24 protein-coding genes are annotated in these 24,243 nt (G+C 67.3%); 7 read left to right on the top strand and 17 right to left on the bottom strand.

Features of this window, described 5'->3' with window-relative positions; genetic code table 11:
• Positions 1-9 precede the first annotated feature (9 nt).
• The gene (locus tag CA236_RS07405) at positions 10-1,002 is read right to left on the bottom strand and encodes an adenosine kinase (RefSeq protein WP_125945129.1); all 993 of its coding nucleotides are present in this window, start codon (positions 1,000-1,002) and stop codon (positions 10-12) included.
• Positions 1,003-1,099: 97 nt separating this feature from the next.
• Between CA236_RS07405 and CA236_RS07400 the strand changes: the two genes are divergently transcribed.
• The 5 genes from CA236_RS07400 to CA236_RS07375 all read left to right on the top strand — a co-directional run bounded on the left by CA236_RS07400 (position 1,100) and on the right by CA236_RS07375 (position 6,121).
• A complete protein-coding gene (locus CA236_RS07400) occupies positions 1,100-1,768 on the top strand; it encodes an EI24 domain-containing protein (protein ID WP_125945128.1) in 669 nt (222 codons plus the stop codon).
• Positions 1,765-2,133: a hypothetical protein gene (locus CA236_RS07395; RefSeq protein ID WP_125945127.1), complete on the top strand. Its 369-nt coding sequence runs from the start codon at positions 1,765-1,767 to the stop codon at positions 2,131-2,133. The genes CA236_RS07400 and CA236_RS07395 overlap by 4 nt, the downstream gene beginning before the upstream one ends.
• Before the next feature lie 519 nt (positions 2,134-2,652).
• Positions 2,653-3,582 (top strand): ATP-binding cassette domain-containing protein, encoded by a 930-nt coding sequence (locus CA236_RS07385; protein WP_241212560.1) that lies wholly within the window; start codon positions 2,653-2,655, stop codon positions 3,580-3,582.
• On the top strand, positions 3,579-4,844 hold the full coding sequence (locus CA236_RS07380) for an ABC transporter permease (RefSeq protein ID WP_125945125.1): 1,266 nt from the start codon (positions 3,579-3,581) through the stop codon (positions 4,842-4,844). Before CA236_RS07385 ends, CA236_RS07380 begins: the two co-directional genes overlap by 4 nt.
• Positions 4,845-4,879: 35 nt before the next feature.
• Positions 4,880-6,121 carry a cytochrome P450 gene (locus CA236_RS07375; RefSeq protein WP_125945124.1) on the top strand — a complete coding sequence of 414 codons (1,242 nt, stop codon included), beginning with the start codon at positions 4,880-4,882 and terminating at the stop codon, positions 6,119-6,121.
• Positions 6,122-6,417: 296 nt separating this feature from the next.
• On the opposite strand, the gene ftsH is transcribed toward CA236_RS07375, so the two are convergent.
• The 12 genes from ftsH to CA236_RS07315 form a co-directional block, all read right to left on the bottom strand.
• Positions 6,418-8,382 (bottom strand): ATP-dependent zinc metalloprotease FtsH, encoded by a 1,965-nt coding sequence (ftsH, locus tag CA236_RS07370; RefSeq protein WP_046409061.1) that lies wholly within the window; start codon positions 8,380-8,382, stop codon positions 6,418-6,420.
• 75 nt (positions 8,383-8,457) lie between these two features.
• On the bottom strand, positions 8,458-9,441 hold the full coding sequence (tilS, locus tag CA236_RS07365) for a tRNA lysidine(34) synthetase TilS (protein WP_125945123.1): 984 nt from the start codon (positions 9,439-9,441) through the stop codon (positions 8,458-8,460).
• 4 nt (positions 9,442-9,445) lie between these two features.
• Complete coding sequence (locus tag CA236_RS07360) at positions 9,446-10,396, bottom strand: tetratricopeptide repeat protein (protein ID WP_125945122.1); 951 nt, start codon at positions 10,394-10,396, stop codon at positions 9,446-9,448.
• Positions 10,397-10,472: 76 nt separating this feature from the next.
• Positions 10,473-11,393, bottom strand: coding sequence for a helix-turn-helix domain-containing protein (locus tag CA236_RS07355; RefSeq protein WP_125945121.1), 921 nt, complete (start codon positions 11,391-11,393; stop codon positions 10,473-10,475).
• Positions 11,394-11,520: 127 nt separating this feature from the next.
• On the bottom strand, positions 11,521-13,791 hold the full coding sequence (gene ptsP, locus CA236_RS07350) for a phosphoenolpyruvate--protein phosphotransferase (RefSeq protein WP_082102930.1): 2,271 nt from the start codon (positions 13,789-13,791) through the stop codon (positions 11,521-11,523).
• 69 nt (positions 13,792-13,860) lie between these two features.
• On the bottom strand, positions 13,861-14,169 hold the full coding sequence (locus CA236_RS07345) for a hypothetical protein (RefSeq protein WP_125945120.1): 309 nt from the start codon (positions 14,167-14,169) through the stop codon (positions 13,861-13,863).
• A gap of 55 nt (positions 14,170-14,224) precedes the next feature.
• The gene (ruvB, locus tag CA236_RS07340) at positions 14,225-15,247 is read right to left on the bottom strand and encodes a Holliday junction branch migration DNA helicase RuvB (protein ID WP_125945119.1); all 1,023 of its coding nucleotides are present in this window, start codon (positions 15,245-15,247) and stop codon (positions 14,225-14,227) included.
• Positions 15,244-15,984: a ParA family protein gene (locus CA236_RS07335; protein ID WP_125945118.1), complete on the bottom strand. Its 741-nt coding sequence runs from the start codon at positions 15,982-15,984 to the stop codon at positions 15,244-15,246. Before CA236_RS07335 ends, ruvB begins: the two co-directional genes overlap by 4 nt.
• The gene (gene ruvA / locus CA236_RS07330; protein ID WP_125945117.1) at positions 15,981-16,577 is read right to left on the bottom strand and encodes a Holliday junction branch migration protein RuvA; all 597 of its coding nucleotides are present in this window, start codon (positions 16,575-16,577) and stop codon (positions 15,981-15,983) included. Before ruvA ends, CA236_RS07335 begins: the two co-directional genes overlap by 4 nt.
• A gap of 81 nt (positions 16,578-16,658) precedes the next feature.
• On the bottom strand, positions 16,659-17,165 hold the full coding sequence (gene ruvC / locus CA236_RS07325; RefSeq protein ID WP_125945116.1) for a crossover junction endodeoxyribonuclease RuvC: 507 nt from the start codon (positions 17,163-17,165) through the stop codon (positions 16,659-16,661).
• A gap of 10 nt (positions 17,166-17,175) precedes the next feature.
• Entirely contained in the window at positions 17,176-17,919 is a 744-nt protein-coding gene (locus tag CA236_RS07320; protein ID WP_125945115.1) for a YebC/PmpR family DNA-binding transcriptional regulator, read from the bottom strand.
• 50 nt (positions 17,920-17,969) lie between these two features.
• Entirely contained in the window at positions 17,970-18,503 is a 534-nt protein-coding gene (locus tag CA236_RS07315) for a DUF1003 domain-containing protein (RefSeq protein WP_125945114.1), read from the bottom strand.
• 96 nt (positions 18,504-18,599) lie between these two features.
• Between CA236_RS07315 and CA236_RS07310 the strand changes: the two genes are divergently transcribed.
• The gene (locus CA236_RS07310; protein WP_125945113.1) at positions 18,600-20,057 is read left to right on the top strand and encodes an ATP-binding protein; all 1,458 of its coding nucleotides are present in this window, start codon (positions 18,600-18,602) and stop codon (positions 20,055-20,057) included.
• A gap of 19 nt (positions 20,058-20,076) precedes the next feature.
• On the opposite strand, the gene CA236_RS07305 is transcribed toward CA236_RS07310, so the two are convergent.
• The 4 genes from CA236_RS07305 to CA236_RS07290 all read right to left on the bottom strand — a co-directional run bounded on the left by CA236_RS07305 (position 20,077) and on the right by CA236_RS07290 (position 22,694).
• Positions 20,077-20,499, bottom strand: coding sequence for a hypothetical protein (locus CA236_RS07305; RefSeq protein WP_046409050.1), 423 nt, complete (start codon positions 20,497-20,499; stop codon positions 20,077-20,079).
• A 47-nt stretch (positions 20,500-20,546) separates the two neighbouring features.
• On the bottom strand, positions 20,547-20,813 hold the full coding sequence (locus tag CA236_RS07300; protein ID WP_125945112.1) for a DUF2312 domain-containing protein: 267 nt from the start codon (positions 20,811-20,813) through the stop codon (positions 20,547-20,549).
• Between the two features lie 139 nt (positions 20,814-20,952).
• Positions 20,953-22,281 carry an amidohydrolase family protein gene (locus CA236_RS07295; protein ID WP_125945111.1) on the bottom strand — a complete coding sequence of 443 codons (1,329 nt, stop codon included), beginning with the start codon at positions 22,279-22,281 and terminating at the stop codon, positions 20,953-20,955.
• A 122-nt stretch (positions 22,282-22,403) separates the two neighbouring features.
• Positions 22,404-22,694 carry a DUF1244 domain-containing protein gene (locus CA236_RS07290; RefSeq protein ID WP_125945110.1) on the bottom strand — a complete coding sequence of 97 codons (291 nt, stop codon included), beginning with the start codon at positions 22,692-22,694 and terminating at the stop codon, positions 22,404-22,406.
• 72 nt (positions 22,695-22,766) lie between these two features.
• Here CA236_RS07290 and pyk point away from each other — a divergent pair, with 72 nt between their 5' ends.
• The gene (gene pyk, locus CA236_RS07285) at positions 22,767-24,221 is read left to right on the top strand and encodes a pyruvate kinase (RefSeq protein ID WP_125945109.1); all 1,455 of its coding nucleotides are present in this window, start codon (positions 22,767-22,769) and stop codon (positions 24,219-24,221) included.
• Positions 24,222-24,243 lie beyond the last annotated feature (22 nt).

The following is a 24,243-nucleotide window of genomic DNA, read 5'->3' as shown; positions in this document are numbered from 1 at the left end:
CCGTAACGGTCAGGCGTCTGCGGCCAGCGCCTTCAGGTCGGCGAGCGGACGCGCGCCGAAATGGCTGATCACTTCCGCGGCGCAGATCGCCCCCAGGCGAAGCGAACGCTCCAGATCCCAGCCCTGCGCCTGACCATGCAGGAAGCCGGCGGCGAACAGATCGCCCGCGCCGGTCGTGTCGACCACCTTGTCGACCGGTGCTGCCGGTACGTGGACGCGTTGGTCGCCGGTTATGGCGCAGGCGCCCTCCTCGCTCATCGTCACGACCAGCAGCGGCACCTTGTCCTTGACCGCAGCGATCGCGCCTTCGGTGTCGGCCGCCTGGGTCAGCGCGACGATTTCCGCCTCATTGGCGAAGAGTACGTCGATCAACCCGGCGTTGATCAGCTCGTGGAAGGCATCGCGGTGACGATCGATGACGAATTCCGCCGACAGCGTGAAGGCCACCTTGCGCCCGGCGGCACGCGCGATGTCGATCGCCTCGCGCATCGCGGCGCGCGGCTCTTCCGGATCCCAGAGGTAGCCTTCGAGGTAGAGATATTGCGCGTTGGCGATCAGATCGCGGTCCAGCGCCTCGGCCGGCAGATAGTGCGATGCGCCAAGGAACGTGTTCATCGTGCGCTGCCCATCAGGCGTCACGAAGATCATGCAGCGACCGGTCGTCGGGCTGCCGGGGCGCGCATTGGTATCGAAACGGATGCCAGCGGCGCGAATGTCGTGCGCGAAGACCGCGCCCAACTGGTCATCGGCAACCTGGCCGATGAAGGCGCACTTGCCGCCAAGTGCGGCCATGCCGGCGATGGTATTCGCCGCGGAGCCGCCGGACACTTCCTGTCCCGGACCCATCTTGGCGTATAGCGCGTCAGCGTCCTCAGGAGAGAACACGAGCGCCATCGCCCCCTTCGTCATGCCGTTCTCGGCGACAAAGGCGTCGGTGGAGGGAGACAGGATGTCGACGATCGCATTACCGATCGCGACGACGTCATAGGCAGGCTGGGTCAAAAGCAGGGACTCCGATCCCGATAAGATGAGGGTTGCGCGCGGCCGTAGATGGCAGGTCCGCCTTGCGCAACCGCACGGGTGCGCGCATTCGGCAGGGATGTTCACGGCGCTTGCCCTCAGCCTGGCCCAGCTCGGTGACCGGGCGATCCTGTCCGTCCTGCGCAAGAGCCTGCTGCTGACGCTTGCCGTCTTCATCCTGCTGGGGGGCGCCATCTGGTGGGGGGTGAACCGCCTGCTGGAGGGCTGGACCTACAACGGGTCGCTGGCCGCCGCGGCCGCGCTGATCGTCAGCATGCTGGCACTGTGGCTCACCTTCCGCGCGGTCGCGATCGCGATCGTCGGCCTGTATGCCGATACGATCGTCGCGGCAGTGGAAAGCCGCCATTACCCGCGTGCGCTGGCGACGGCGCGCGACGTGTCGATGGCCCAGTCGGTGCGCATGGGCCTTGCCTCCGCGGCGCGCTTCGTCGGCGTGAACCTGCTGCTGCTGCCCGCTTATCTGGCGCTGATGGTCACCGGCGTCGGTACGGCGGCATTGTTCCTTGCCGTGAATGCCTGGCTGTTGGGCCGCGACCTCGGCGACATGGTCGCCGTCCGGCACCTGTCGCCGGCGGAACTGCCGGAATGGCGCCGCCGCACGATGGCGCGCCGCTTTCTCCTCGGGCTTGCAGTGACTGGGCTGTTCCTCGTCCCCGTGCTCAACATCCTGGCGCCCGTACTCGGCGCCGCCATGGCCACTCATTACTATCACCGGAGCCGTCGATGATCCGCCTTGCCGCTTCTCTCATCCTGCTGCTGCTCGTCGCGGGCTGCGCCACGACGGGGAGCGGGGCGCCGGAACGCGCGGCGCCGGTACCGATCCCCTATAGCGGTGTTGGCCTGGAACGGGTGATTGGCCAGAACGCCAACGGGCTCGTGCGGCTGTTCGGCCAGCCGGACGCCGATGTTCGCGAAGGCAATGCGCGCAAGCTGCAATTCCACAGCGGTATCTGCGTGCTCGATACGTATCTCTATCCCAAGGGGTCGGGCGAACCGCGCGTCACCTATGTCGATGCACGCCAGCCCGATGGCCGCACGATCGACCGGGCAAGCTGCGTCTCGGCGCTGACCCGGCGGGTGGGCGGCAAGTAAGCGCCTGCCTGGCTGGTGCCCTGTCCATCCGCCAGCAGGCGACCAGCCCGCTATGACCTGTTGTTTTGTGAAGTAGAGGCATAGGACATAGCCTCCGCCGTGCCAGTTCCCGGCTTCAGACTGAACCATTCCTGATGCTCGATGGCGACGAGAAAAAGAAGAATCGCCACGCCGAAACACATAAAGAACAACGACGACCACACCGGCTCACCGATTGAACTTACAAGTCGCTTACGCTGTCGGCTCATGTATCCAGGCTCCTCTGTTTCGGAGCAGCATATAGGGACGCGTTTGTTTCGCCGCGTCTGCAGAATGTAATCTATGTTTTCTGCACTGCGGCAAGGTGAAGCTGGTCAACGCCGGGCCGTGCGAATGGCTCCCGCCCTGCCCGGATCAAATCGCCTGTATTTTCCACGGGCCAATTGCTAGCGATACCGGCAGCGGGTCGGCCGGTTCTCGGCCGCTCCTCCCCTGATCATGACGGACGATCGTTCGTTCTTACGGGCAGAACCGGTGGACGTGACCAGCAACCAGGATTTCGTCATCGTCGCCGAGAGGCTGGTCAAACGCTTCGGCCACCGGCGGGTCGTCGACGGCGTGTCGCTCATCGTGCCACGCGGCATGATCTATGGCGTGCTGGGGCCCAACGGCGCCGGCAAGACGACCACCTTGCGGATGCTGCTGGGCATCATCGAGCCGGAGGAGGGCAGCCGAACGCTGCTCGGGTATTCCCATCCGCGCGATGCCAGCGACCGCGTCGGCTATCTTCCCGAGGAGCGCGGCCTGTACCCGGCGATGAAGGCGCGCGAGGCGATCGCCTTCATGGGGGCCTTGCGCGGCCTTCCCTGGCATGAGGGTCGCGCCCGCGCCGGCGCGCTGCTCGAACAGGTCGGGCTCGGCCAGGCGGCCAATGAGAAGATCCGCAAATTGTCGAAGGGCATGGCGCAGCTCGTCCAGCTGCTGGGATCGATCGTCCACCAGCCTGACCTCCTTGTGCTGGACGAGCCTTTCTCCGGCCTTGATCCCGTCAACCAGGAACGGCTGGAAACGCTGATCCTGGCGGAGCGCGACCGCGGTGCCACGATCCTGTTCTCGACCCATGTCATGGCGCATGCGCAGCGCTTGTGCGACCGGCTGGCGATCATCGCCGGTGGCCAGCGCCGGTTCGAGGGGACGGTCGGTGAGGCGCGCGCGATGCTGCCGCAGCAGGTGCTGTACGAACCCCATTTCCCCAACGAGGGCATCGCGGCACAATTGCCACCCGGCGCCCAGCGGGAAGGCAATGCGTGGCGGTTCGAACTGCCACCCGAAGGGATCGAGACGCTGCTGAAGCGGCTGATCGACGCTGGCTACGGCATTTCCGGGCTGTCGATCGAGCGGCCCGGACTGCACGAGGCATTCGTTCGCATTGTCGGCGAGGCGGCCGCCGATCCGGAGCGCGTGGCATGACCGACCGATCATCCTCCTTCCGCCGGCGGCTGCGCCAGACGCTGACGATCGCGCGGCGCGATTTCACCGCCACCGTCTTCACGCCGATCTTCCTGTTGTTCCTGCTCGCCCCCGTGATCATGGGATCGTTCGGCGCCATTGGCGGGCTGGGCGCGGCATCGGTGTCGGCCGGCGCTGCGGAGAAGGAACGGCTGGTGATCCTCGCCGACCCGCGTGACACCGCCGCGCTGCTCGCCGCCGACCGGGAACTGCGACGCCTGTCACCGCCCGAGGTCGCACCGCCGCCGGTCGACCTGCGGGCAGCGAGCAGCGATGCCCGGGCTCAGGCGCGCGCGGCGCTCGAAACACGCGATGTCGACGTACTGGCGGTGATGTACGGCCCGCTCGCGACGCCGGAGATCATCTATGGCCAGAGCCGCCGATCTGCCCGCTATCTCGCGCTCTTGGCAGATCAGGCGGTGCGTCTTGATCGTACCGGGATCGATCCGCTCAGTCGGGCCACCTTCACCCGCGTGACGCGCGACGCACCGACCGTGGGATCGCGCAGCACATCGGCGTTCTTCGCCGTGTTCGGCATCTTCTTCCTGACGCTCTTCCTGTCCGGGCAGGTCGTCGGCACCATGGCGGAAGAGCGCAACAACAAGGTGATCGAGGTGCTGGCCGCGGCGGTGCCGCTTGAAAGCGTGTTCCTGGGCAAGCTGCTCGGCATGTTCGGGGTCGCGGTGCTGTTCGTCGGTTTCTGGGGGCTGGTGGTCAGCCAGATCGGCGCCGTGCTGCCGCCTGAACTGAACGTCGCCGATCTGACGCCGGCGGTGGGCTTCCGCACTTTTGCCCTGTTGTTCGCGGCCTATTTCACCACCGCCTATCTGCTGCTCGGCTCGGTTTTCCTCGGGATCGGCGCACAGGCATCGACGATGCGCGAAATCCAGATGCTGTCCCTGCCGATCACCGTGCTTCAGGTCGGGATGTTCGCTCTTGCCTCGGCCGCGGCGTCCAATCCGGGCAGCTGGGTGGCCCAGCTCGCCGAGATCCTGCCGCTCTCCTCGCCCTTCGCGATGGCGGGGCGAGCTGCGAACTCGCCCGATCTGTGGCCGCATGTCGCGGCGCTCGCGTGGCAATTGCTGTGGGTGGCGATCTTCATCATCGTCGGCGCGCGACTGTTCCGGCGCGGTGTGCTGCAGTCCGGTAGCCCGGCCGGCGCGTGGAAGAAGCTGTTTCGCCGCACCCCGGCCGCAGCCCCTATTGACAGTTCTGTCAGTTAGGTCTTCTCTCTACCGATAAATGCGGGAGAGAGATGATGGCGACGCTTGCGAGAAGCGCGGCGGAGACGGTCGATCCGTTCGATGTGAGCCGGCCTGAGCTGTACCGGGACGATACATGGCGGGCGCCCTTCGCCAAGCTGCGCGCCGAGGCGCCGGTTCATTATGTGCCGGATTCGGAGTTCGGCGCTTACTGGTCGGTGTCGACCTACAAGCCGATCGTCGAGGTCGAGTCGCTGCCCGACCTTTATTCGTCGGAAGCCGGCGGCATCACCATCGCAAATTTCGACGCCGATGATCCCAATGCCGTCCGCATGCCGATGTTCATCGCGCGCGATCGGCCGGTGCACACCGCGCAGCGGCGCACCGTAGCGCCCGCCTTCACCCCGTCAGAAATGACGCGCATGGCCGCCGACATCCGCCATCGCACCGAAGAGGTGCTCGATCGGCTGCCGTGGGGCGAGGAATTCGACTGGGTCGACACGGTGTCGATCGAACTGACCACCGGAATGCTCGCCATCCTGTTCGATTTCCCCTGGGAGGATCGACGCAAGCTCACCTTCTGGTCCGACTGGGCGGGCGATATCGAGATCATCAAGAATGACGAGCTGCGCCAGCAGCGGCTGATGCACATGTATGAATGCGGCAGCTATTTCCGCCGCCTGTGGAACGAGCGGGTCGACAAGCCGCTGCAGCCCGACCTCATCAGTATGATGATCCATTCCGATGCGATGCGAGAGATGGACGACAATGAGTTTATCGGGAACCTGATCCTGCTGATCGTCGGCGGCAACGACACGACCCGCAACACCATGTCGGGGCTTGCCTATGGCCTCGACAAATATCCCGACCAGCGCGCCAAGCTGGAAGCTGATCCGTCGCTAATTCCCAATGCGGTCAGTGAGCTGATCCGTTGGCAGACGCCGCTGGCGCACATGCGGCGCACCGCGACGCGCGACACCGAACTGATGGGCCAGCAGATCAAGGCCGGCGACAAGCTCGCGCTCTGGTACATCTCGGGCAACCGCGACGAGAGCGTGTTCGGCGAGGATGCCGATGCGCTGGTGGTGGATCGCCCCAATGCGCGGCGCCACCTCGCCTTTGGTCACGGCATCCACCGCTGCGTGGGCGCGCGGCTCGCCGAACTGCAGATCGGCATCCTGCTGGAGGAAATGGCCAAGCGGCGGATGCGCGTGAACGTGACCGGCGCGCCGGAGCGTGTCTCGGCTTGCTTCGTCCACGGCTATCGCCGCCTGCCGGTCGAGTTGAGCAAATACTGACGTGAGGGGCGCGGCGGGGCAGGAGGCCCGCGCCGCGCTGCTGCGGAAAGAGGCGCGATCACGCTGCCGCAGCGCGCGCACGTCGGTTGGATCGCCGACAAGATGCGCCACGCGCGAGAACCCGACGTTGCTGCTCCAGAAGATGAAGACGTCAGCCTATGAGTTCAGTTGGGCGCTGATCCCGCTCGGGGCCCAGCTTCGCGATTTCCCATACGACAAAGGCCGGGCGATCGCCCGGCCTTTGATCTTTTGGCATGTTCGTTCGGACAGCCGCTCTACGGCTGCCGCCGCGGCGGTCAGGCGCCCGCGGGCGACGGATTGCCGAACGGACCCTGCGGACGACGCGTCTTGGGGATCGACGTGCCCACTGCCGGCAACGATGACGTCTTGGGCTGCTCCGTGCGGCCAATGCCCTCACCCGAGATCAGCTTCTTGATCTCGTCGCCCGACAGCGTCTCATATTCGAGCAGCGCGCCCGCCAGCAGGTGAAGCTGGTCGATATGCTCGGTCAGCACGGTCTTTGCCCGCGTCAGACCGCCTTCGACGATCGTCTTGATCTCATGATCGATCAGCTGCGCCGTCTCGTTCGACATGTGCGTCGGCTGCGAGGAGGAATAGCCAAGGAAGCTCTCACCCTCGGGCTGCGCGTAATCGACCGGGCCGACCTTGTCCGACATGCCCCATTTCGTGACCATGTCGCGCGCCAGGCCTGTCGCATATTGGATGTCGCCAGACGCCCCCGACGAGACCTTGTCATAGCCGAAGATGATCTCCTCGGCGACGCGGCCTCCCATTGCCACCGCCAGGTTCGCGTACATCTTGTCGCGGTGGTAGCTGTAGCTGTCACGTTCCGGCAGGCGCATCACCATGCCCAGCGCGCGGCCGCGCGGGATGATCGTCGCCTTGTGGATCGGATCGGACGCCGGCTCATGCAGCGCAACAATCGCGTGACCGGCCTCATGATAGGCGGTCATCCGCTTCTCGTCCTCGGTCATCACCATGGAGCGCCGCTCGGCGCCCATCATGACCTTGTCCTTGGCCTCCTCGAACTCGGCCATCGCGACAAGGCGCTTCGACTTGCGCGCCGCCATCAGCGCCGCTTCGTTGACGAGGTTGGCGAGATCCGCGCCCGAGAAGCCCGGCGTGCCGCGGGCGATGGTGCGTGCGTCGACGTCGGGCGCCAGCGGCACCTTCTTCATATGCACTTCGAGGATCTTCACGCGGCCCTCGATGTCTGGTCGCGGCACCACGACCTGGCGGTCGAAGCGGCCCGGACGCAGCAGCGCAGGGTCGAGCACGTCGGGGCGGTTGGTCGCCGCGATGATGATGATGCCCTCGTTCGCCTCGAAGCCATCCATCTCGACCAGCAGCTGGTTCAGCGTCTGCTCGCGCTCGTCGTTGCCGTTGCCAAGGCCCGCGCCACGATGACGGCCGACCGCGTCGATCTCGTCGATGAAGACGATGCACGGCGCGCTCTTCTTGGCCTGTTCGAACATGTCGCGCACGCGGCTCGCGCCGACGCCGACGAACATCTCGACGAAGTCCGAGCCGGAAATGGTGAAGAACGGAACGCCAGCCTCACCCGCGATAGCGCGAGCGAGCAGCGTCTTGCCGGTGCCGGGCGAGCCGACCAGCAGCGCGCCCTTCGGAATCTTGCCGCCAAGCCGCGCAAACTTCGACGGGTCCTTCAGGAACTCGACGATTTCCTCCAGCTCCTCGCGCGCCTCGTCGATGCCCGCGACGTCGGCAAAGGTGACCTTGCCTTCCTTCTGCGTCAGCATCTTCGCGCGGCTCTTGCCGAAGCCCATCGCGCCACCCGCGCCGCCGCCCTTCTGCATCTGGCGCACCACGAAGAAGGCGATGCCCAGGAACAGCAGGAACGGCAGCGCCTGAACCAGCATATACTGCCAGATCGAGGGGCCTTCGTCGCGTTTGCCCGAAATCTCGACGCCCGCCTTGCGCAGGCGATCGGTCAGCTGCGGATCGGAAACCGGGTCAGTACGGAATTTCTCGCCGCTCGACAGCGTCCCCGATATCTGGTCGCGCGAGATGGTCACGTCCTTGACCGTCCCTTCGTCAACCTTGTCGAGGAATGCCGAATACGCGATCGCATTGCCCGTCGCGGTACTCGTCCGACCATCGAACATGGTCACGACGATTGCCAGCGACAGCAGGATGCCGACCCAGATCAGCAGACTCTTCATCCAGGGATTGGGGCCATTGCCGCCATTGTCACCTGACTGCTTGTCGTTGTCGTTCATGCCGTACCTTTCACGGCCTGCAATGTAGGCTGCGCGAGGTTAATGGCAATGGAACGGACCGCAGAATTCAATCACTCAGACTGATCGACGCGGGGGTGCCGGGCGGAAGTGCCAGCTGCCCCGCCGGATGCCCACGACCACGCCACCATGCGTGGCGCGCCGGCCGCTCTCGAGCGCGTCGAGCAGCGGCTCTACATTGGCCGCGTCGTCAAACGCCGGCGTGGTAATTCCCGCCGCAGCCCGCACCACGATGATCGCCCGCCGCGCGAGCCGGCGCAGCGTGTCGCGCGGCAATCCCTGAGGGTTCAGCGTCACGCCCTCGTCGCGGATCTCGGCCCGGCCGCGCCAGAACAGCGCGGCGATCTCCGCCAGCTCACGCTCGGCCTCCCCCACTGCCGCCGCGGTGCGCGCGAGCGCTGGCGGATCGAGCCATTCGTTGCGGTCGAGCAACTGGCGAAAGCGGGTACGATCGTGCCTGAGGTCGTGATTGGCCGGATCGTCGATGAACGGCAGCCCCGCCCGCCGCACGGTGGCACGCAACGCGGCACGCCGCCACGACAGCAAGGGTCGCACCACCGCTGCCCCGCTGATCGTCGTCGCCGGGCGGATGGCGGCAAGCCCCGTCACGCCCGACCCGCGCGAGGCGCGCATCAGGAACGTTTCGGCCTGGTCATCGGCATGATGGGCGGTGGCGATCGCCATCGCGTGGCGACGCTCCGCCCAGGCCGCAAGCGCCTCATAGCGGCCCTCACGCGCGCGGGCCTGGACGCTCGCCCCCTCGATCGGCGCGCTCACCGCCAGGATGTCGTGCGGCACGCGCAATGTGGCCGCCTCCCGCCCGACCATCCGCGCTTCCTCCGCTGCCTCCGGCCGCAAGCCATGGTCGACAGTTGCCGCGACGACCGCGTCGGGGAAGGCAAGCGCCGCCAGTACCAAGAGCGCCATGCTATCCGGCCCGCCGGACACCGCCACGCCGATCGGACGATCGCGGCTCGGCGCCTCGCGGGTGAGCGCGATCAGATCCTGGCGAAGCCGGACGACTTCGGGATGGTCGGCCACAAGACTACTTGCACTTGGCGGAAGTGCGCGCGCGCGCGACGTTGTCCTTCATCCCCTGTCCGATCTTGTCGCCATAGACGTCGGTCAGCTCGTTATACACCTTGCACGCGTCTGCCGGCTTGTTGAGCTTCAGCAGCGCCTGCCCCAGATAATAGAGGCTCTCGGGCGCGCGCTCCCCATCGGGATATTTCTTGTAATTGTCGTAGAAGGCGATCGACGCAAGGCTCGGCTTGCCATCGTCGAGATAGGATCGGCCCAGCAGGTTCTGGGCATAGCTGGCGCGGCGGGACTTGGGATAAGTCGCGACCACCTTCTTCAGCTGATCAGCCGCCTCGGGATAGCGCTTCGCCGCCCACAGGCGGTAGCCATAGATGTATTCGTCCTCGTCCGCCTTGCCCGTCGACGGCTTCTCGATCCCGCCCGCCGCGGCGGCCGCCGGCTTGCTGGCCCCGGCGGTGCCGGCGACCTGCCCCTCCAGGCTGCCACCGCCACGCGCCTGGTTGCTCGCTCCGCCTGCCGGAGCGGCTGCCCGCGGCGGCGGCGGAACCACCGGCCCGCCCGTGCCGGTGCTATCGAGCCCCGCGTCACCCGCGCCGCTGTCCAGCCGCGCATCAGTCGTCCGCTTATAGGCGGCGAACTGGTCTTCGAGCTGGCGCATGCGATATTGCGTCTGCTCGATCTGCCCGGTCATCGTCGCGAGCTGCTGTTCCAGCGAGGACAGGCGCTGGGTCAGATCCAGCACTGCGCTGGAGGCGGGTGCGCCGATCTCCTCGGGTGCCGACTGCGGCGCGCGCACCTGCGGCTCGAGATACGCGCCTGCCCCGCCCGGGAACACCTTGCGCTGCACCGCGCGCATTTCGCTCTCGAGCTTGCCGACCCGGCCCTCGAGGCCGGACTGCGCCGCGACCGGCGTCGCCGCGGCCGACATCAACGCGACAATGAGGAACCTACGCATCAGTCCATGCCCCCGGAAACAGGTTAATATCGCGCTATAACTATACACGCCTGCCTGTCGCCAGCCTTAAGGCCGATCAGTTTGCGGGAGCGCTGGTCCCTGCGCCAGTCTCCGCACCAGCCGCCCCAGCCGCTGACGTGGCGAACGCGGGCGGAACGGCGGTGCTGGTGCGCGCGCCGACGACTGCCGGAGGTGAAGCGGGCGATGCCACCGGTGCCGGCGCACCTTCCCCGCCCATCCGGGCGGTTAGGGCCGCCGCGCCGACCGGCACGTCCTTGATCGGCCGCGCGCCGCTGCCCAGCGGGGGCAATGCGGAGCCGTTCAGCGTCACCTGCAATTTGTCGGGGCGACCGACGTTGATCTTCGGATCATTGGCGTCCGCAGGCACGTCATAGCGGTCGCCCGGCTTCATCGTGCCAAGGTACAGCGTCTTGTCGGCCGCATCATAGACGCGCAGCCACACCTCGTCGGTCGCCACCAGCGAGACCTGGTCGGCACGGCGCGCCGCCTGCGTGGGCTGCGCGGCCGGAACGGCGACCGCGACCGAGGGCGCCGCTTCCGGCGCGTCGTCGCCACCGCGGAACAGCCCGCTCGCAAACCACAGCACTGCAAGCACCGCGACGGCCAGCGCCAATCCGGCCGCCACCACCACCAGCCCGCGGCTGGGCACGCGCGCCGGATCGGCGATCTCATAGGGCTGATATTGCGGCGTTGTGCGCGGTGCTTTCAGCGCCTCGACGCGCACGTCGCGGGCCAGCGCCACCTCATCCTCGCCCACCGCGCGGGCGTAGGCGCGCACGAAGCCGACCGCATAGGTCGGCGACGGCAGCGCGCCGTAGTTCGAGGCCTCGATCGCCTCCAGGTGGCGCAGCGGCACACGGGTGCGCGCGCCAATCTCCGCCAGTGACATGCCTTGCTGCTCGCGGGCCGCGCGCAGCCTATCACCAACAGGTTGCGGGAAGAGCGTCGCGTTATCGCCGCGCTCGGCCTCAGTCATTCGCTTCTCCGCTTCGGGCGGACTGCCCCGTCCGTCCCCGCCCGCACGTCTCACAGAGCGCGATACCTGTGTCAATCGAGCCACACGTCTTTTGATCGGCGCTGGCGCTCCGTTCAGCGCCCTTCGCTCACCCCAGCTCGACGCCGTTGGCCTCGGCCCATTGCGTCAGCGCGGCGCGAAGATCGTGCGGCGGCGCCGCCAGCAGCCGCGTCATCTCGGCCGTTACGGCCGCGCGATCGAGCGTACGGACCATTGCCTTGATCGGGCCGACCGCTGCCGGGGTGATCGAGAAACGATCGATCCCGATCCCGATCAGCGCCATCGCCTCCAGCGGTCGCCCGCCCATCTCGCCGCACACCGCCACCGGAACCCCGGCAATGCGCGACGGCTCAAGGACCGAGCCGATGAAGCGGAGGATGGAGGCGGAAAGCCAGTCATATCGCTCCGCCAGCTTGGGATTGGCGCGGTCGGCAGCGAACAGGAACTGCGTCAGATCGTTGGTGCCGATCGACAGGAAATCGACCTGCGGCAACAACAGGTCGAGTTGATAAGCGAGGCTCGGCACCTCAAGCATCGCGCCGTAGCGCACCTCATTGGGCAGCCGGCGATGGCGCGAGGCAACCCAGGCGCGCTGCTGCTCGAACAGCGCGCGCGCCTCGGCGAACTCCCACGCCTCGCTGACCATCGGGAACATGACGTTGAGCGTGCGCCCCGCCGCCGCTTCCAGCAGCGCACGCGCCTGCGCCTTCATCAGCCCGTTGCGCTCAAGCGCCAGGCGAAGCGCGCGCCAGCCCATGGCGGGATTTTCCTCCTCGCCGTCATGCTGGATCAGATAAGGCAGCGCCTTGTCGCCGCCGATGTCGACCGTGCGGAAGACCACCGGGCGCTCGTCCGCCACGTCCAGCACCTCGCGGTACAATCGCTGCTGGCGTTCGCGCTGCGGCAGGGTGGCGGAGACGAGGAACTGGAATTCGGTGCGGAACAGCCCGATCCCGTCCGCGCCTGTCACATCCAGCGCGCCCACGTCGTCGCGCAGCCCGGCGTTGACCATGACGGTCACGCGATGGCCATCCCTGGTGGTGGGCGCCACGTCGCGCAGCGCGGCATAGGCCGCGCGCCGCTTCTGCCGCAGCGCCAGCTTGGCGTCGAACGCTTCCTCCATCGCGCTCGACGGGCGCACCACGACCGACCCCTCGTTGACGTCGAGCAGCAGCAGGTCGCCCTCGGAAATCTGCCGCCGCACCTCGCGCACCCGGCCCAGCACGGGGACTCCCATCGCGCGCGCGACGATCGTGACGTGCGCCGTCAGCGATCCTTCTTCCAGAATCACGCCCTTCAATCGGCGGCGGTCATATTCCAGCAGCTCGGCCGGGCCCAGGTTGCGGGCGATCAGGATCGCATCCTGCCGCAGCCCCAACTGCGCCGCCGTGCCCATCTGGCCCGACACGATGCGCAGCAGCCGGTTGGAGAGATCCTCCAGGTCGTGCATCCGGTCCGCCAACAGCGGATCGTCAATCTGTCGCATGCGCTGGCGGGTGCGCTGCTGCACGCGCTCGATCGCCGCCTCAGCGGTCAGGCCGCTGTCGATCGCCTCGTTGATGCGCCGCGACCAGCCCTCGTCATAGGCGAACATCTTGTAGGTCTCGAGCACCTCCTCATGTTCCCCCCCGCCGCCAAATTCGGCCTCGCGGGTCATCTTGTCGATCTGCTCGCGCATCTTGTCGAACGCGGCATAGACCCGGTGCCGCTCCGCCTCGACGTCCTCGGCGACCGTGTGCTCGATGTGGATGCGCGGCTGGTGGAACACGGCGTAGCCAGCGCCCATTCCCTCGACCAGCTTCTGCCCGGTCAGCCGGATGCTCGCGGTGGAGGATTGCGGCCGGTCGCGCACGCCAGCGGGGTCGATCAGCCCTGCGTTCGCGATCAACTCGCTCAGCACCATCGCCACTGTCTGCAGCGCCTCGATCTCAACATCGGCATAGCGGCGCGGCTCCGCATGCTGCACCGCCAGAACGCCGACCGAGCGCTCGCGCCGGATGATCGGCACGCCGGCGAAACTGTGGAAGCGATCCTCCCCGGTCTCCGGCTTGTAGGCGAAATCCGGGTGGCTTGCCGCCTCGTCGAGGTTCAGCACCTCGCTGTTCTGCGCGATGGTGCCGACCAGGCCCTCGCCCAACGCCAGCTTGGTCACATGAACCGCATCAGGCGACAGGCCGCGCGTCGCGAACAGCTCCAGCACGCCTTCGCGCAGGAGGTAGATCGAACAGACTTCGCTGTTCAGCGCCTCGCCGATAATGTCGACGACCTGGTTCAGCTTGGCTTGCGCGTTGGACCGCGCCGCCATCACGTCATGGAGATTGACAAGGATCTCGCGGGCGGAAGCGGCGGCAGAAAGCATGATAAAGGGGCTAGCAGGCGACAGGGCCGGGTGCCACGCAACATTTGCTGCGTGGCACCGCAGCAAACATCAGTTCTTCCGCTTCTTTTTCTTGGGCTCCGGCGCGCTGTCACGCGGGAACAGCACCGCCGCGACGCCGATCGCGATCGCACCGATGCCGGCGGTCGCGCCGGCGATCTTGCCCAGCGACCAGCGACGCTTCGCCGGCGCGGCCCATTCGTCGCTGCCCGCTGCCTTCGCGGCGTCGGGCTTCACGGAGTCAGGCTTGCCCGACTCCTGCTTGGCGCTCGGCGCTTCGGGCGTCGTCGGCGTGTGCGGCGGCTCCTGGATCGGGAACGGGGACTGGTTGCCTGGCGGTACCGGCGGCGTGTGGGTCATCGTGGTCCTCTTGCTGTTGAACGAACAAACGCTGCGGTCGACCGACGGCTCCCGTTCAGTCGAACAAACCGTCCTGGCTGCCCGCAGGCGGGTTGAGCCCTAGGTGTTTCCAGCCGCCCGCGTTCAGCACCCGGCCTCGCGCCGTCCGAGCGACGAGGCCAAGCTGGATCAGATACGGCTCGATCACTTCCTCAATCGTGTCGCGCGGCTCGGACAGGCCCGCCGCCAGCGTCTCCACGCCGACCGGGCCGCCGCGATAAATGTCCGCGATCATCGTCAGGTAGCGGCGGTCCATCGCGTCGAGACCCAAGCTGTCGACCTCCAGCCGGTTCAACGCGCGATCGGCCGCGACCGCATCAACCTCGACCACGCCCGCGACATTGGCGAAATCGCGCACCCGGCGCAGCAAGCGCCCGGAGATACGCGGTGTCCCGCGCGATCGGCGCGCAATCTCGGCTGCGCCATCTGGTGCGATATGCAGATCCAGCAGCGCAGCCGCCCGCGTCACCACCCTGGTCAGTTCCTCCACCGTATAGAATTGCAGTCGGATCGGGATGCCGAACCGGTCGCGCAGCGGCGTCGTCAGCAGCCCCTGCCGCGTCGTCGCGCCCACCAGCGTGAATCGCGGCAGATCGATCCGGACGCTGCGCGCCGACGGCCCCTCCCCGATCATCAGGTCGAGTGCGCGGTCCTCCATCGCCGGGTACAGCACTTCCTCGACCGCCGGTTGCAGCCGGTGGATCTCGTCGATGAACAACACGTCGCCATCCTCGAGATTGGTGAGCAGCGCGGCAAGATCGCCCGACTTGGCGATCACCGGGCCCGACGTCGCGCGGAAACCCACCCCCATCTCGCGCGCAACGATCTGCGCCAGCGTCGTTTTGCCCAGCCCGGGCGGACCGAAGAACAGCACATGGTCCAGCGCGTCGCCGCGCGATTTCGCCGCTTCGATGAACACGCGCAGATTGTCGCGCGCCGCCGCCTGGCCGACAAATTCGTCCAGCCGCTTGGGGCGCAGCGCCGCATCGGCATCCTCGACGCGGCGCGTGGGCGTGATCAGGCGATCGCTATCGGTCATCGGATCTCCGATAGCGTAGTTTCGATCCGGCGCCACAGGTCCGATACTGCCTCAACGCCAGCGGAGCCGCGCGGAGCGTAGGCACCCAGCGGCGCGCGGCGCACGCTCATCGCCTCGAACGCGCTGGTCATCGGAATGACCGGCCAGTCGGGATGCTGCTGCAAGGCCTCACGGTGAAGCGCGCGCCGCCGGTCGACCATCGAGAATACCGGCGCCAGCGTAACCTTCGGGCCCTTCTTGCGCGTGACGTGCGCCGCAATGGTGTCGAGCGCGCGCTGCGACAGCGCGGAGGGGATGGCCGGCACTACCACCAGATCGGCCGCGCGCATCACCTGATCCGACGTGTCGGTCAGGCCCGGGGGGCAATCGATGATGATCCGGTCGTAATCACCCGCCAGATCCTCGACGAGACGGGTCAGCCGGCGCTTCTTGTCGATGGCGTGAAAGGCAAGGTCCAGCGTGCGCAGCGAGGCATCGGCCGGCAGCAGGTCGAGCCGGTCAAGGGCGGTCGGCCGGATCAGCCGGCGCGGATCGATCTCGCGGCGGATCGCAGCACCGGCCTCGCGCCCTCCCCCGTCATGCCCGAGGATCCAGGTCGCCGCGGCCTGGCCATCGAGATCCCAGAGCAAGGTGCGCCGCGCGGACAGCGTCGCCGCCGCCCAGGCCAGGTTCACCGCCAGCGTCGTTTTGCCAACGCCGCCCTTCAGGCTGTAGACCGCGACCGCGCGGCCGCTCACTTCGCCGCCTTGCGCAGCGCCAGCCGGACGAGCGCGTCCAGCGTGGCGCCCGCACCCAGCTCCTCTTCTGCCGCGGCCACCGCCGCGCTTGCCTCCACCGGGCGGAAGCCGAGGTTGAGCAGCGCCGACACCGCATCCGCGGCCGCACCGATTGGCATCGCCTGCGCCGCCGCCGCCGGGCCCAGAACGATCCCACCCGCCTTGTCCTTCAACTCGCGCACGATCCGCTCGGCCAGCTTCGGTCCCACGCCATTGGCGCGTGCCACCATCGCCTTGTCCTGCGCCGCGATTGCCCGGTTGAGCTCGGCCGGCTCGAGCGCCGACAGGATCGCCAGTGCGACGCGTGCGCCCACTCCCTGCACACCCGTGAGCAGGCGAAACCAGTCGCGCTCCTCGGCGCTCGCAAAACCGACCAGCCGCTGGAAATCCTCGCCTACCAGCATTTCGGTATGGATGAGAACCGCTTCGCCGACCGGCCCTAGCGCCGCGAGTGTGCGCGACGACGCACCGACCAGATAGCCGACGCCATTGACCTCGATCACGGCCGCGTCCGCACTCGTGCTGGCGAGAATACCCTTGAGGTAGGCGATCACCGATGCTGGTCCGTCATGTCGCCCGAACCGTAGCGCCTCGGCGACGACGGGCCAACTCCCGGCGCTCGCAATGCGAAGGTGTCAGCCGCCGGTTTGCAGCCGCCGCATCATCCCTGCCGCGCTCGCGCGATGGTGCGCGTGGCAGATCGCCACCGCCAGCGCGTCGGCGGCGTCCGGGCCCGCGACTTTCGCGCCGGGCAGCAACACCCCGATCATAGCCTGGATCTGGCGCTTTTCCGCGCCGCCGGTGCCGACCACCGCCTTTTTGACCGTGGACGGGTGATATTCACCGATGTCGAGCCCCGCGCCGGCTGCGGCAAGCAGCACCACGCCGCGCGCCTGCCCCAGCTTCAGCGTCGATTGGGCATTGGTGTTGCCCAGCACTTCTTCCGCCGCCGCGCTGTCCGGCCGCTCGGTGCGGATGACGTCGATCAGCGCGGCATAGAGGTTCGCCAGCCGGCGCGGCAGCGGCATGGAGGGATCGGTGCGGATCTGCCCGTTGGCAACGTGCCGCAGCCGGTTCCCTTCCGCCGCGATCACCCCCCAGCCGGTGGTGCCGAGGCCGGGGTCGAGGCCGAGGATGATCATCGCCGGGCCATCAGCCCAGCTTCGCCATCACCTCGTCGGACACTTCGTAATTGCCCCACACCTGCTGGACGTCGTCATCATCGTCGAGCGCATCGATCAGCTTGAACAGCGTGGCGGCGTCATTCTCGTCCACCGACACCATCGTTTGCGGCCGCCACGCGAGCTTCGCGCTCTCCGCTTCACCCAGCACCGGCTCGAGCGCCTTGACGACTTCGTGAAGGTCGCCCTGCGCGGTCCAGATCTCGTGGCCGTCCTCGCTCGACGTCACGTCCTCCGCGCCCGCTTCCAGCGCGGCCTCGAACACCTTGTCCGCGTCGCCCACGCTTGCCGGATAGTTGATCAGGCCCATGCGGTCGAAACCATGGCTGACGGAGCCCGACGCGCCAAGGTTGCCGCCGTTCTTGCTCACCGCGGTGCGTACGTTGGTGGCGGTGCGGTTGCGGTTGTCGCTCAGTGCCTCGATGATCAGGCTGACGCCGCCGGGACCGAAGCCCTCGTAGCGGATTTCCTCGTAATTCTCGGCGTCGCTGCGGCTCGCCTTGTCGATCGCGCGCTGGATATTGTCCTTCGGCATCGACTGCGCCTTGGCGGCATTCACTGCTGCGCGCAGGCGTGGATTCATGTCCGGATCAGGCAATCCCATCTTTGCCGCGACGGTGATTTCGCGGGAAAGCTTCGAGAACATGCCCGAACGCTTCTTATCCTGTGCACCCTTGCGGTGCATGATGTTCTTGAACTTGGAATGACCTGCCATGTGCGCGCCTCTAGCGAAGGTTGGGCGCCCTGCTCAAGTCGCTGCGCTCATTAGGAGGCGCGTTTTTCCAGGAACAGCGCCTCGATCCGTTCCAGCCGCACGATCACATCCTGATCCATCTTGCGGTGGAGCCGCAGAATTTCGAGCTCCGCGCGCAGGTTCGTCTCATAATCCAGCGCCGCGGTCAGCCGGTCCTTCGCCGCCTGCCGGTTCTGGCTCATCATGATGATCGGCGCCTGCACCGCCGCGAGCGTCGACAGCATCAGATTGAGGAAGATGTAGGGATAGGGATCGAACACCAGCCCCATCCGCCCCAGCACATTGCTGTTGAGCACCATCCAGCCAAGCAGGACGGCGGTGAAGGCGCCGATAAACGCCCAGGATCCGCCGATCTCGGCGACCCGGTCGGCCAGCCGCTCGCCAAATGTCGCCTGCTCCTCGGCCACGTCGGATGCATCGCGTACGCCGATGGTGCCAGACGCGATCGCTGCCAGGACTCGCTGCTCTTCCTCGTCCAGCGCCTCCACCGGCTTGCCCAGCAGATGGTGGGCCAGTTCCTCGATATCCGCTCGATGCCCGTGCATGATCTGCTCCCGGCTAGCTGCCCGGCGAACCTCCACGATATCCGCAATGCACGCAAACCCTTGCCCCCCGGGGCCGGTTTCGGCCAAACGCATCGCATGACGATAGCGGTGGACATGGGCGCCGATGCCTCGGGCGCGCCGGTCCTGATCGACCTAGAGGAATTGCTGGCCACCCGATTGCTTGTTCAGGGCAATTCCGGGTCCGGAAAGTCGCACCTGCTGCGCCGCCTGCTGGAGCGGTCGGCCGGGCAGGTGCAGCAGGTGGTGATCGACCCGGAGGGCGATTTCGTGACGCTTGGCCCCGCTTATGGCCATGTCGTGATCGAGGCGGCGGACTATGCCGAGCGGGAGATTGCGCGAATCGCCGGGCGCCTGCGCGAACATCGCGCCTCAGTGGTGCTCAGCCTTGAGGGGCTGGAGGCGGAGGGGCAGATGCGCTGCGCCGCCACGTTCCTGTCGGCGATGTTCGATGCCCCGCGCGAACATTGGTACCCCGCGCTGGTCGTGGTGGACGAGGCGCAGCTGTTCGCACCTACCACCGGCGGCGAAGTGGCGGAGGAGGTGCGCCGCGCGTCACTCTCGGCGATGACCAACCTCATGTGCCGCGGCCGAAAGCGCGGCCTCGCCGGGGTTATCGCGACCCAGCGACTCGCAAAGCTGGCCAAGAACGTCGCCGCCGAAGCGTCGAACTTCCTGATGGGCCGCACCTTCCTCGATATCGACATGGCGCGCGCCGCCGACCTGCTGGGCATGGAGCGCCGCCAGGCCGAATCGATCCGCGATCTTCCGCGCGGCACGTTCCTCGCGCTCGGCCCCGCGGTCTGCCGCCGTCCCAAGACGGTGAAGATCGGCGCGGTGGAAACCAGCGCGCGCAGCGGCAGCCCTAAGCTGACACCGCTCCCCTCCGCCCCGCCGGCGGACCTTCAGGAGCTGATCTTCGCCGAACCCGAGCCGGAGGCAGCCCCCCAGCTGCCGATGGCGTTCGAGGCCCGCCCGCGCCGCGTGCCGGCGGAGGAGATCATCGCCGACATGGCGCGCCCCGCCCCGTTGCCGCCCGAACCGGAGCGCAGCGAGGACGAGGTCGCGGCGATCATCGGAGACGTGTTGCGCGCGATCGTCGAGGATGCCGATGCGGCGGGCCGCCCGGCGTCGGTACTGTTCCAGGATTTCCAGGTCCGCTGCCGGATGCAGGGCCTGTCGCGATCGGGCATCGACCTGGGCGATTTCTCCCGTCGTCTGTCGTGCGCACGCGCCGGCATCTTCGACATCGCCGATCCCGAATGGGCGGAGGTGATCGCGCTCGCCGGCACGCTGCAGGACGAGATGGTCGGGCCATTCCTGCTCGTCGCCAAGGCCGCCCGTGAGGGCGCGCCCTGCCCCAGCGATGCCGCATTGGCGGAAACGTATGGCACATCCTCGCTCGGCCGCGTGCGCCGGCTGATGGGCTATATCGAAAGCCGCGACCTCATCGTCACCCGCACCGATCTGTCGGGCAAGCGATCGATCACGATCGCGCGGCTCGGCTGGACGACGGCGCCGGCGGAGGCTGCCTAGCCTTCGTTCGGGGGGCAGGTCAGCGTTCCTCGCAGCGGATGCGGTTCTTGGCCATGCTGACTTCGGCCTGCTCGCCAGGCGCCGCGTCGGTGGTGGCGGCATGCTCGCCCACCGTCATCTCGAATCTCGACGGGCCGCTGATCCTGCAGGCCACTCGCCCCGCGCTCAGCTTGCACGCATCGGCGAAGCGCGCAGGGTCGCCGATTGCAGCGGGGTCGTCGGGCGGGCTCAGCTGCATGCCGACCATCGTCGACCCGCCGAACAGCGCCACGCCCAAGCCCTTCAGCGCACGCGCCTCATAGGCGGGCTTGCCGTTCGGCTGGCTGGCCAGCTTCATCCCATGCTGCGCCGCCATGCGGGCGCAAAACCCCGCCGCAGGATCGACGGCCGGTGCCGCTGCGGCAGGCAGCAGAAGCGACAGGACAAGAATGATGGTCTTCATGCCGGCCGCCTCTGCCCCATTTTTGTGACGTTCTCGAGCCGTGCGGCTCAGAGCATGCCGAGCGCCTGCATGTACGTCTCGAGGATCATTTCCTCTTCCTGATATTCCTCGCGCTTCTTCTTGCGGATCGACATGATCTTCTTGATCGCCTTGGGGTCGTATCCGCGGCTCTTCGCCTCGGCGAACACGTCCTTGATGTCGTCGGCGATGCCCTTTTTCTCTTCTTCGAGCCGCTCGGCGCGCTCGATCAGCAGGCGCAGCTCGTCCGCCGCCACCTGACCGCCGCCCATGCCCTCGCCGCGTTCTTCAGCCATCTTGAAAACCCCATAAGTGAAGCACCGCCGCTTCACGCGCGAATCGCGGGTGGGGCGGCGGCGCAATTGCCGGACTATCGGTTGCGGCGGCGGCTCCTATGGGATGCCGCCGCCCCAATCAAATCGAAATCGGCGAACTTCAGTCGGCGAGCGGCTTGGCGACTGCCCCCTTGCGCATGACGAAGCGGACACGCTCCAGCTGGCGCACGTCGGACAGCGGCGATGCGTCGACGGCGATGATATCGGCCTGCTTGCCCGGCTCGATCGTGCCGATCACATTGCCCTGACCCAGCACTTCGGCGGCCGTGACGGTCGCGCTGCGGATCGCGTCGGCGGGGGTCATGCCGACCTTTTCCACCAGCAGCGCGAATTCCTGCGCATTGTCGCCATGTTTGGAGACGCCGCTGTCGGTGCCGAAGGCGAACTTCACGCCTGCCTTGTACGCCCGGCGGTGGCTTTCCTGCATCGCAGCGGCAGCGGCCTCGGCCTTGGGGATGGTCGCGGGCGGCAGTGCACCGGCACGCGCCTGCGCCACGGCAGCAACCGGGGCGATCTCGGTCGGAACCAGATAAGCGCCCGTTTTCTTGAACGCGGCGATCGCCTCGTCGTCGATGAAGCTGCCGTGCTCGATCGAATCGACCCCGGCCGCCAGCGCCGCCTTGGTCCCCTCGGCCGCATGGCTGTGCGCCGCCACCTTGCGACCCAGATTGTGCGCGGTGTCGACGATCGCCTTCATTTCCTCCGGCGTAAAGGCGCGGCCAAGCCCGCCCGACACGTTGGAGAGGACGCCGCCGGTCGCAGTGATCTTGATCACCTGCGCGCCGAGGCCGATCTGCCGCCGCGTGGCGCGGACGCAGTCGGACGGCCCGTCGCAGGTATTCTCCACCGTCTCCTTCACCGCATGGGCGAACGGTTCGGCCAGGCCATTGAGCGGATCGCCATGGCCGCCGGTCACCGAGATCGCGGTACCCGCATTGACGATCGTCGGGCCGACCACGTCGCCGCGATCCACCGCATCGCGCAGCGCACGGATGCTGCGCGGCTCGCCGCCCAGGTCGCGTACAGTGGTGAAGCCGGCGTTCAGCGTCGCCTTGGCGTTACCCGCGCCATACAGCACGTCGTCGGCGCCTTCGGTGTTGAGCGCGGTCAGGCGTGCGCGCATCGGATCGCCGCCGATGCCGATCAGGTGGACGTGAAGGTCGATCAGGCCCGGCAGCACGAACTTGTCATTGAGCGCCACCAGCTTCGCGCCGCCCTCCGGCGGGACGAAGCCGTCACGTACCTCGACGATCTTGCCGTCACGCACGATGATCGTGCTGTTGCCGCGCGGCGCCTGGCCCGGCCGGTCGAGCAATGCGCCGGCGTGGATATAGGTCACCGCCGGAGCGGCCGCGGGTGCTGGCGCGGTCTGCGCAATGGCCGGCACGCTGACGGCCGTCAGCAACGCGGCCGCGATCATCTTCTTCATTGTTCCCCTACCCCCCTCGGCGCCGCTTCACGCGCGGCGCATTGTTTGACGCCGCCGGCGGTAGAAGAAACAACCCGTGCCCGACAAGCGCGCGAAGGCAGGAAAGTTGCGCAAATCGCCCGTCAGGCGTTCTTCGCGACGCTTTCTTCCATGCGGCGCAACTGTTCGGGGGTCGCCTCCTGCTGATGCTCGGCCTTCCACTGCGCATAGGGCATGCCGTAGATTGCGGTGCGCGCTTCCTCCTTCGGCAGCCCGCCCGCCTCGCCTACCCAGTCGGACAGGCAGTTGCGGCAGAAACCGGCCAGCCCCATCAGGTCGACATTCTGCGCATCGATCCGGTGCCGCAGATGGCGTACCAGCCGGCGGAATGCGGCAGCGGCGGCGGCATCGTCGATCGCGTCGATCGGGTCCATTGTCTTCTCCACAGTTGATCGTGACGAGATAAGGACTAGGGCATCGCGCGGCAAAGCGGAGTAACCGTTTACATGACACGATCGATCATTCGTCGCAGCCGGCAGGTCCGCGTGCTCGCGACGCTCGGCCCGGCGAGCAACACGCCCGACATGATTGCGAAGCTGTTCCTCGCGGGTGCCGATGCCTTTCGCGTCAACATGAGCCACGGGGACCAGGCCTCCAAGGTGGAGGTGATCCAGGCGATCCGCGCGCTGGAGAAACGCTATGGCCGCCCCACGACGATCCTTGCCGACCTGCAGGGCCCCAAGCTGCGCGTCGGCCGCTTCGCCGCCGGCCGTGTCGAACTGGCGCATGGCGCCACCTTCGTGCTCGACCGCGATCCCACGCCGGGCGACGCGTCCCGCGTCGAACTGCCGCACCGGGAAATCTTTGCCGCCGTCGAACCGGGCGCGCGCCTGCTCCTCGACGACGGGAAGCTCGTCCTGCGCGTCATCGATCACGAGCCGGACCGCATCATCACCAATGTCGAGGTCGGCGGCACGCTCAGCAACAACAAGGGGCTGAATGTACCCGACGTGGTGCTGCCGATGGCGGCGCTGACCGACAAGGACCGATCCGACCTCGCCTTCGCGATCGACCAGCACGTCGACTGGATCGCGCTGTCGTTCGTGCAGCGACCGGAGGATCTGGCCGAGGCGCGCAAGCTGATCGGCGGCAAGGCCGCGCTGATGGCCAAGATCGAAAAGCCCGCCGCGATCGAGCGGCTGGAGGAGATTGTCGAGCTGTGCGACGGCGTGATGGTCGCGCGCGGTGACCTCGGCGTCGAACTGCCGCCCCAGGCCGTTCCGCCGCTTCAGAAGCGAATCGTCGAGACCGCCCGCCGGCTCGGTCGCCCGGTGGTGGTCGCGACGCAGATGCTGGAATCGATGATCAAGTCGCCCTCCCCGACCCGCGCCGAGGTCTCGGACGTCGCAACCGCGGTGTACGACGGCGCGGATGCGATCATGCTGTCGGCGGAAAGCGCCGCGGGTGACTGGCCGGTCGAATCGGTGGCGATGATGGATGCCATCGGCACGTCCGTCGAACGCGATCCCATGCATGGCGATCGGGTGCGCTTCACCGAAACCCGTCCCGATCCGACCACCGCGGACGCCCTGGCGGAAGCGGCCAAGAACATCGCCACCACGGTGTCGGCAAAGGCGATCATCTGCTTCACCACCTCCGGCTCCACCGCCCGCCGCGTGGCGCGAGAGCGGCCGTCGATCCCGCTGCTGGTGCTGACCCCGCAGATGGAAACCGCGCGTCGCCTCGGCATGTTGTGGGGCGCCCATGCCGTCCACACACGCGACGTCAATTCGTTCGAGGAGATGGTGGCCAAGTCGAAGCGGATGGCATTGCGCCACGGCCTTGCTGCCGCGGGCGACCGGGTCATTATCATGGCCGGCGTTCCGTTCCGCACCCCGGGCGCCACCAACGTGCTTCACGTCGTCAGCATCATCGGCGACGAACTGCACAGCCACAAATGACCGGAACCGGCGCGTAGACGGC

Source organism: Sphingomonas sp. ABOLG (assembly GCF_003950435.1).
Lineage (GTDB): Bacteria > Pseudomonadota > Alphaproteobacteria > Sphingomonadales > Sphingomonadaceae > Sphingomonas > Sphingomonas panaciterrae.
Note: the sequence above shows the minus strand (reverse complement) of the source record. Positions and strands in the feature narration are given on the sequence as shown.

Bases quoted from the DNA above. Each gene is read 5' to 3' on its own strand.
- CA236_RS07360 (WP_125945122.1), bottom strand. From the start codon at position 10,396: ATGCGTAGGTTCCTCATTGTCGCGTTGATGTCGGCCGCGGCGACGCCG.
- CA236_RS07345 (WP_125945120.1), bottom strand. From the start codon at position 14,169: ATGACCCACACGCCGCCGGTACCGCCAGGCAACCAGTCCCCGTTCCCG.
- CA236_RS07320 (WP_125945115.1), bottom strand. From the start codon at position 17,919: ATGGCAGGTCATTCCAAGTTCAAGAACATCATGCACCGCAAGGGTGCA.
- CA236_RS07355 (WP_125945121.1), bottom strand. From the start codon at position 11,393: ATGACTGAGGCCGAGCGCGGCGATAACGCGACGCTCTTCCCGCAACCT.
- ruvC (WP_125945116.1), bottom strand. From the start codon at position 17,165: ATGATCATCCTCGGCCTCGACCCCGGCCTCGGCACCACCGGCTGGGGG.
- CA236_RS07400 (WP_125945128.1), top strand. From the start codon at position 1,100: ATGTTCACGGCGCTTGCCCTCAGCCTGGCCCAGCTCGGTGACCGGGCG.
- CA236_RS07300 (WP_125945112.1), bottom strand. From the start codon at position 20,813: ATGGCTGAAGAACGCGGCGAGGGCATGGGCGGCGGTCAGGTGGCGGCG.
- CA236_RS07315 (WP_125945114.1), bottom strand. From the start codon at position 18,503: ATGCACGGGCATCGAGCGGATATCGAGGAACTGGCCCACCATCTGCTG.
- pyk (WP_125945109.1), top strand. From the start codon at position 22,767: ATGACACGATCGATCATTCGTCGCAGCCGGCAGGTCCGCGTGCTCGCG.
- CA236_RS07380 (WP_125945125.1), top strand. From the start codon at position 3,579: ATGACCGACCGATCATCCTCCTTCCGCCGGCGGCTGCGCCAGACGCTG.
- CA236_RS07305 (WP_046409050.1), bottom strand. From the start codon at position 20,499: ATGAAGACCATCATTCTTGTCCTGTCGCTTCTGCTGCCTGCCGCAGCG.
- CA236_RS07295 (WP_125945111.1), bottom strand. From the start codon at position 22,281: ATGAAGAAGATGATCGCGGCCGCGTTGCTGACGGCCGTCAGCGTGCCG.
- CA236_RS07395 (WP_125945127.1), top strand. From the start codon at position 1,765: ATGATCCGCCTTGCCGCTTCTCTCATCCTGCTGCTGCTCGTCGCGGGC.
- ruvB (WP_125945119.1), bottom strand. From the start codon at position 15,247: ATGACCGATAGCGATCGCCTGATCACGCCCACGCGCCGCGTCGAGGAT.
- CA236_RS07310 (WP_125945113.1), top strand. From the start codon at position 18,600: ATGACGATAGCGGTGGACATGGGCGCCGATGCCTCGGGCGCGCCGGTC.
- ftsH (WP_046409061.1), bottom strand. From the start codon at position 8,382: ATGAACGACAACGACAAGCAGTCAGGTGACAATGGCGGCAATGGCCCC.
- CA236_RS07375 (WP_125945124.1), top strand. From the start codon at position 4,880: ATGGCGACGCTTGCGAGAAGCGCGGCGGAGACGGTCGATCCGTTCGAT.
- ptsP (WP_082102930.1), bottom strand. From the start codon at position 13,791: ATGCTTTCTGCCGCCGCTTCCGCCCGCGAGATCCTTGTCAATCTCCAT.
- CA236_RS07290 (WP_125945110.1), bottom strand. From the start codon at position 22,694: ATGGACCCGATCGACGCGATCGACGATGCCGCCGCCGCTGCCGCATTC.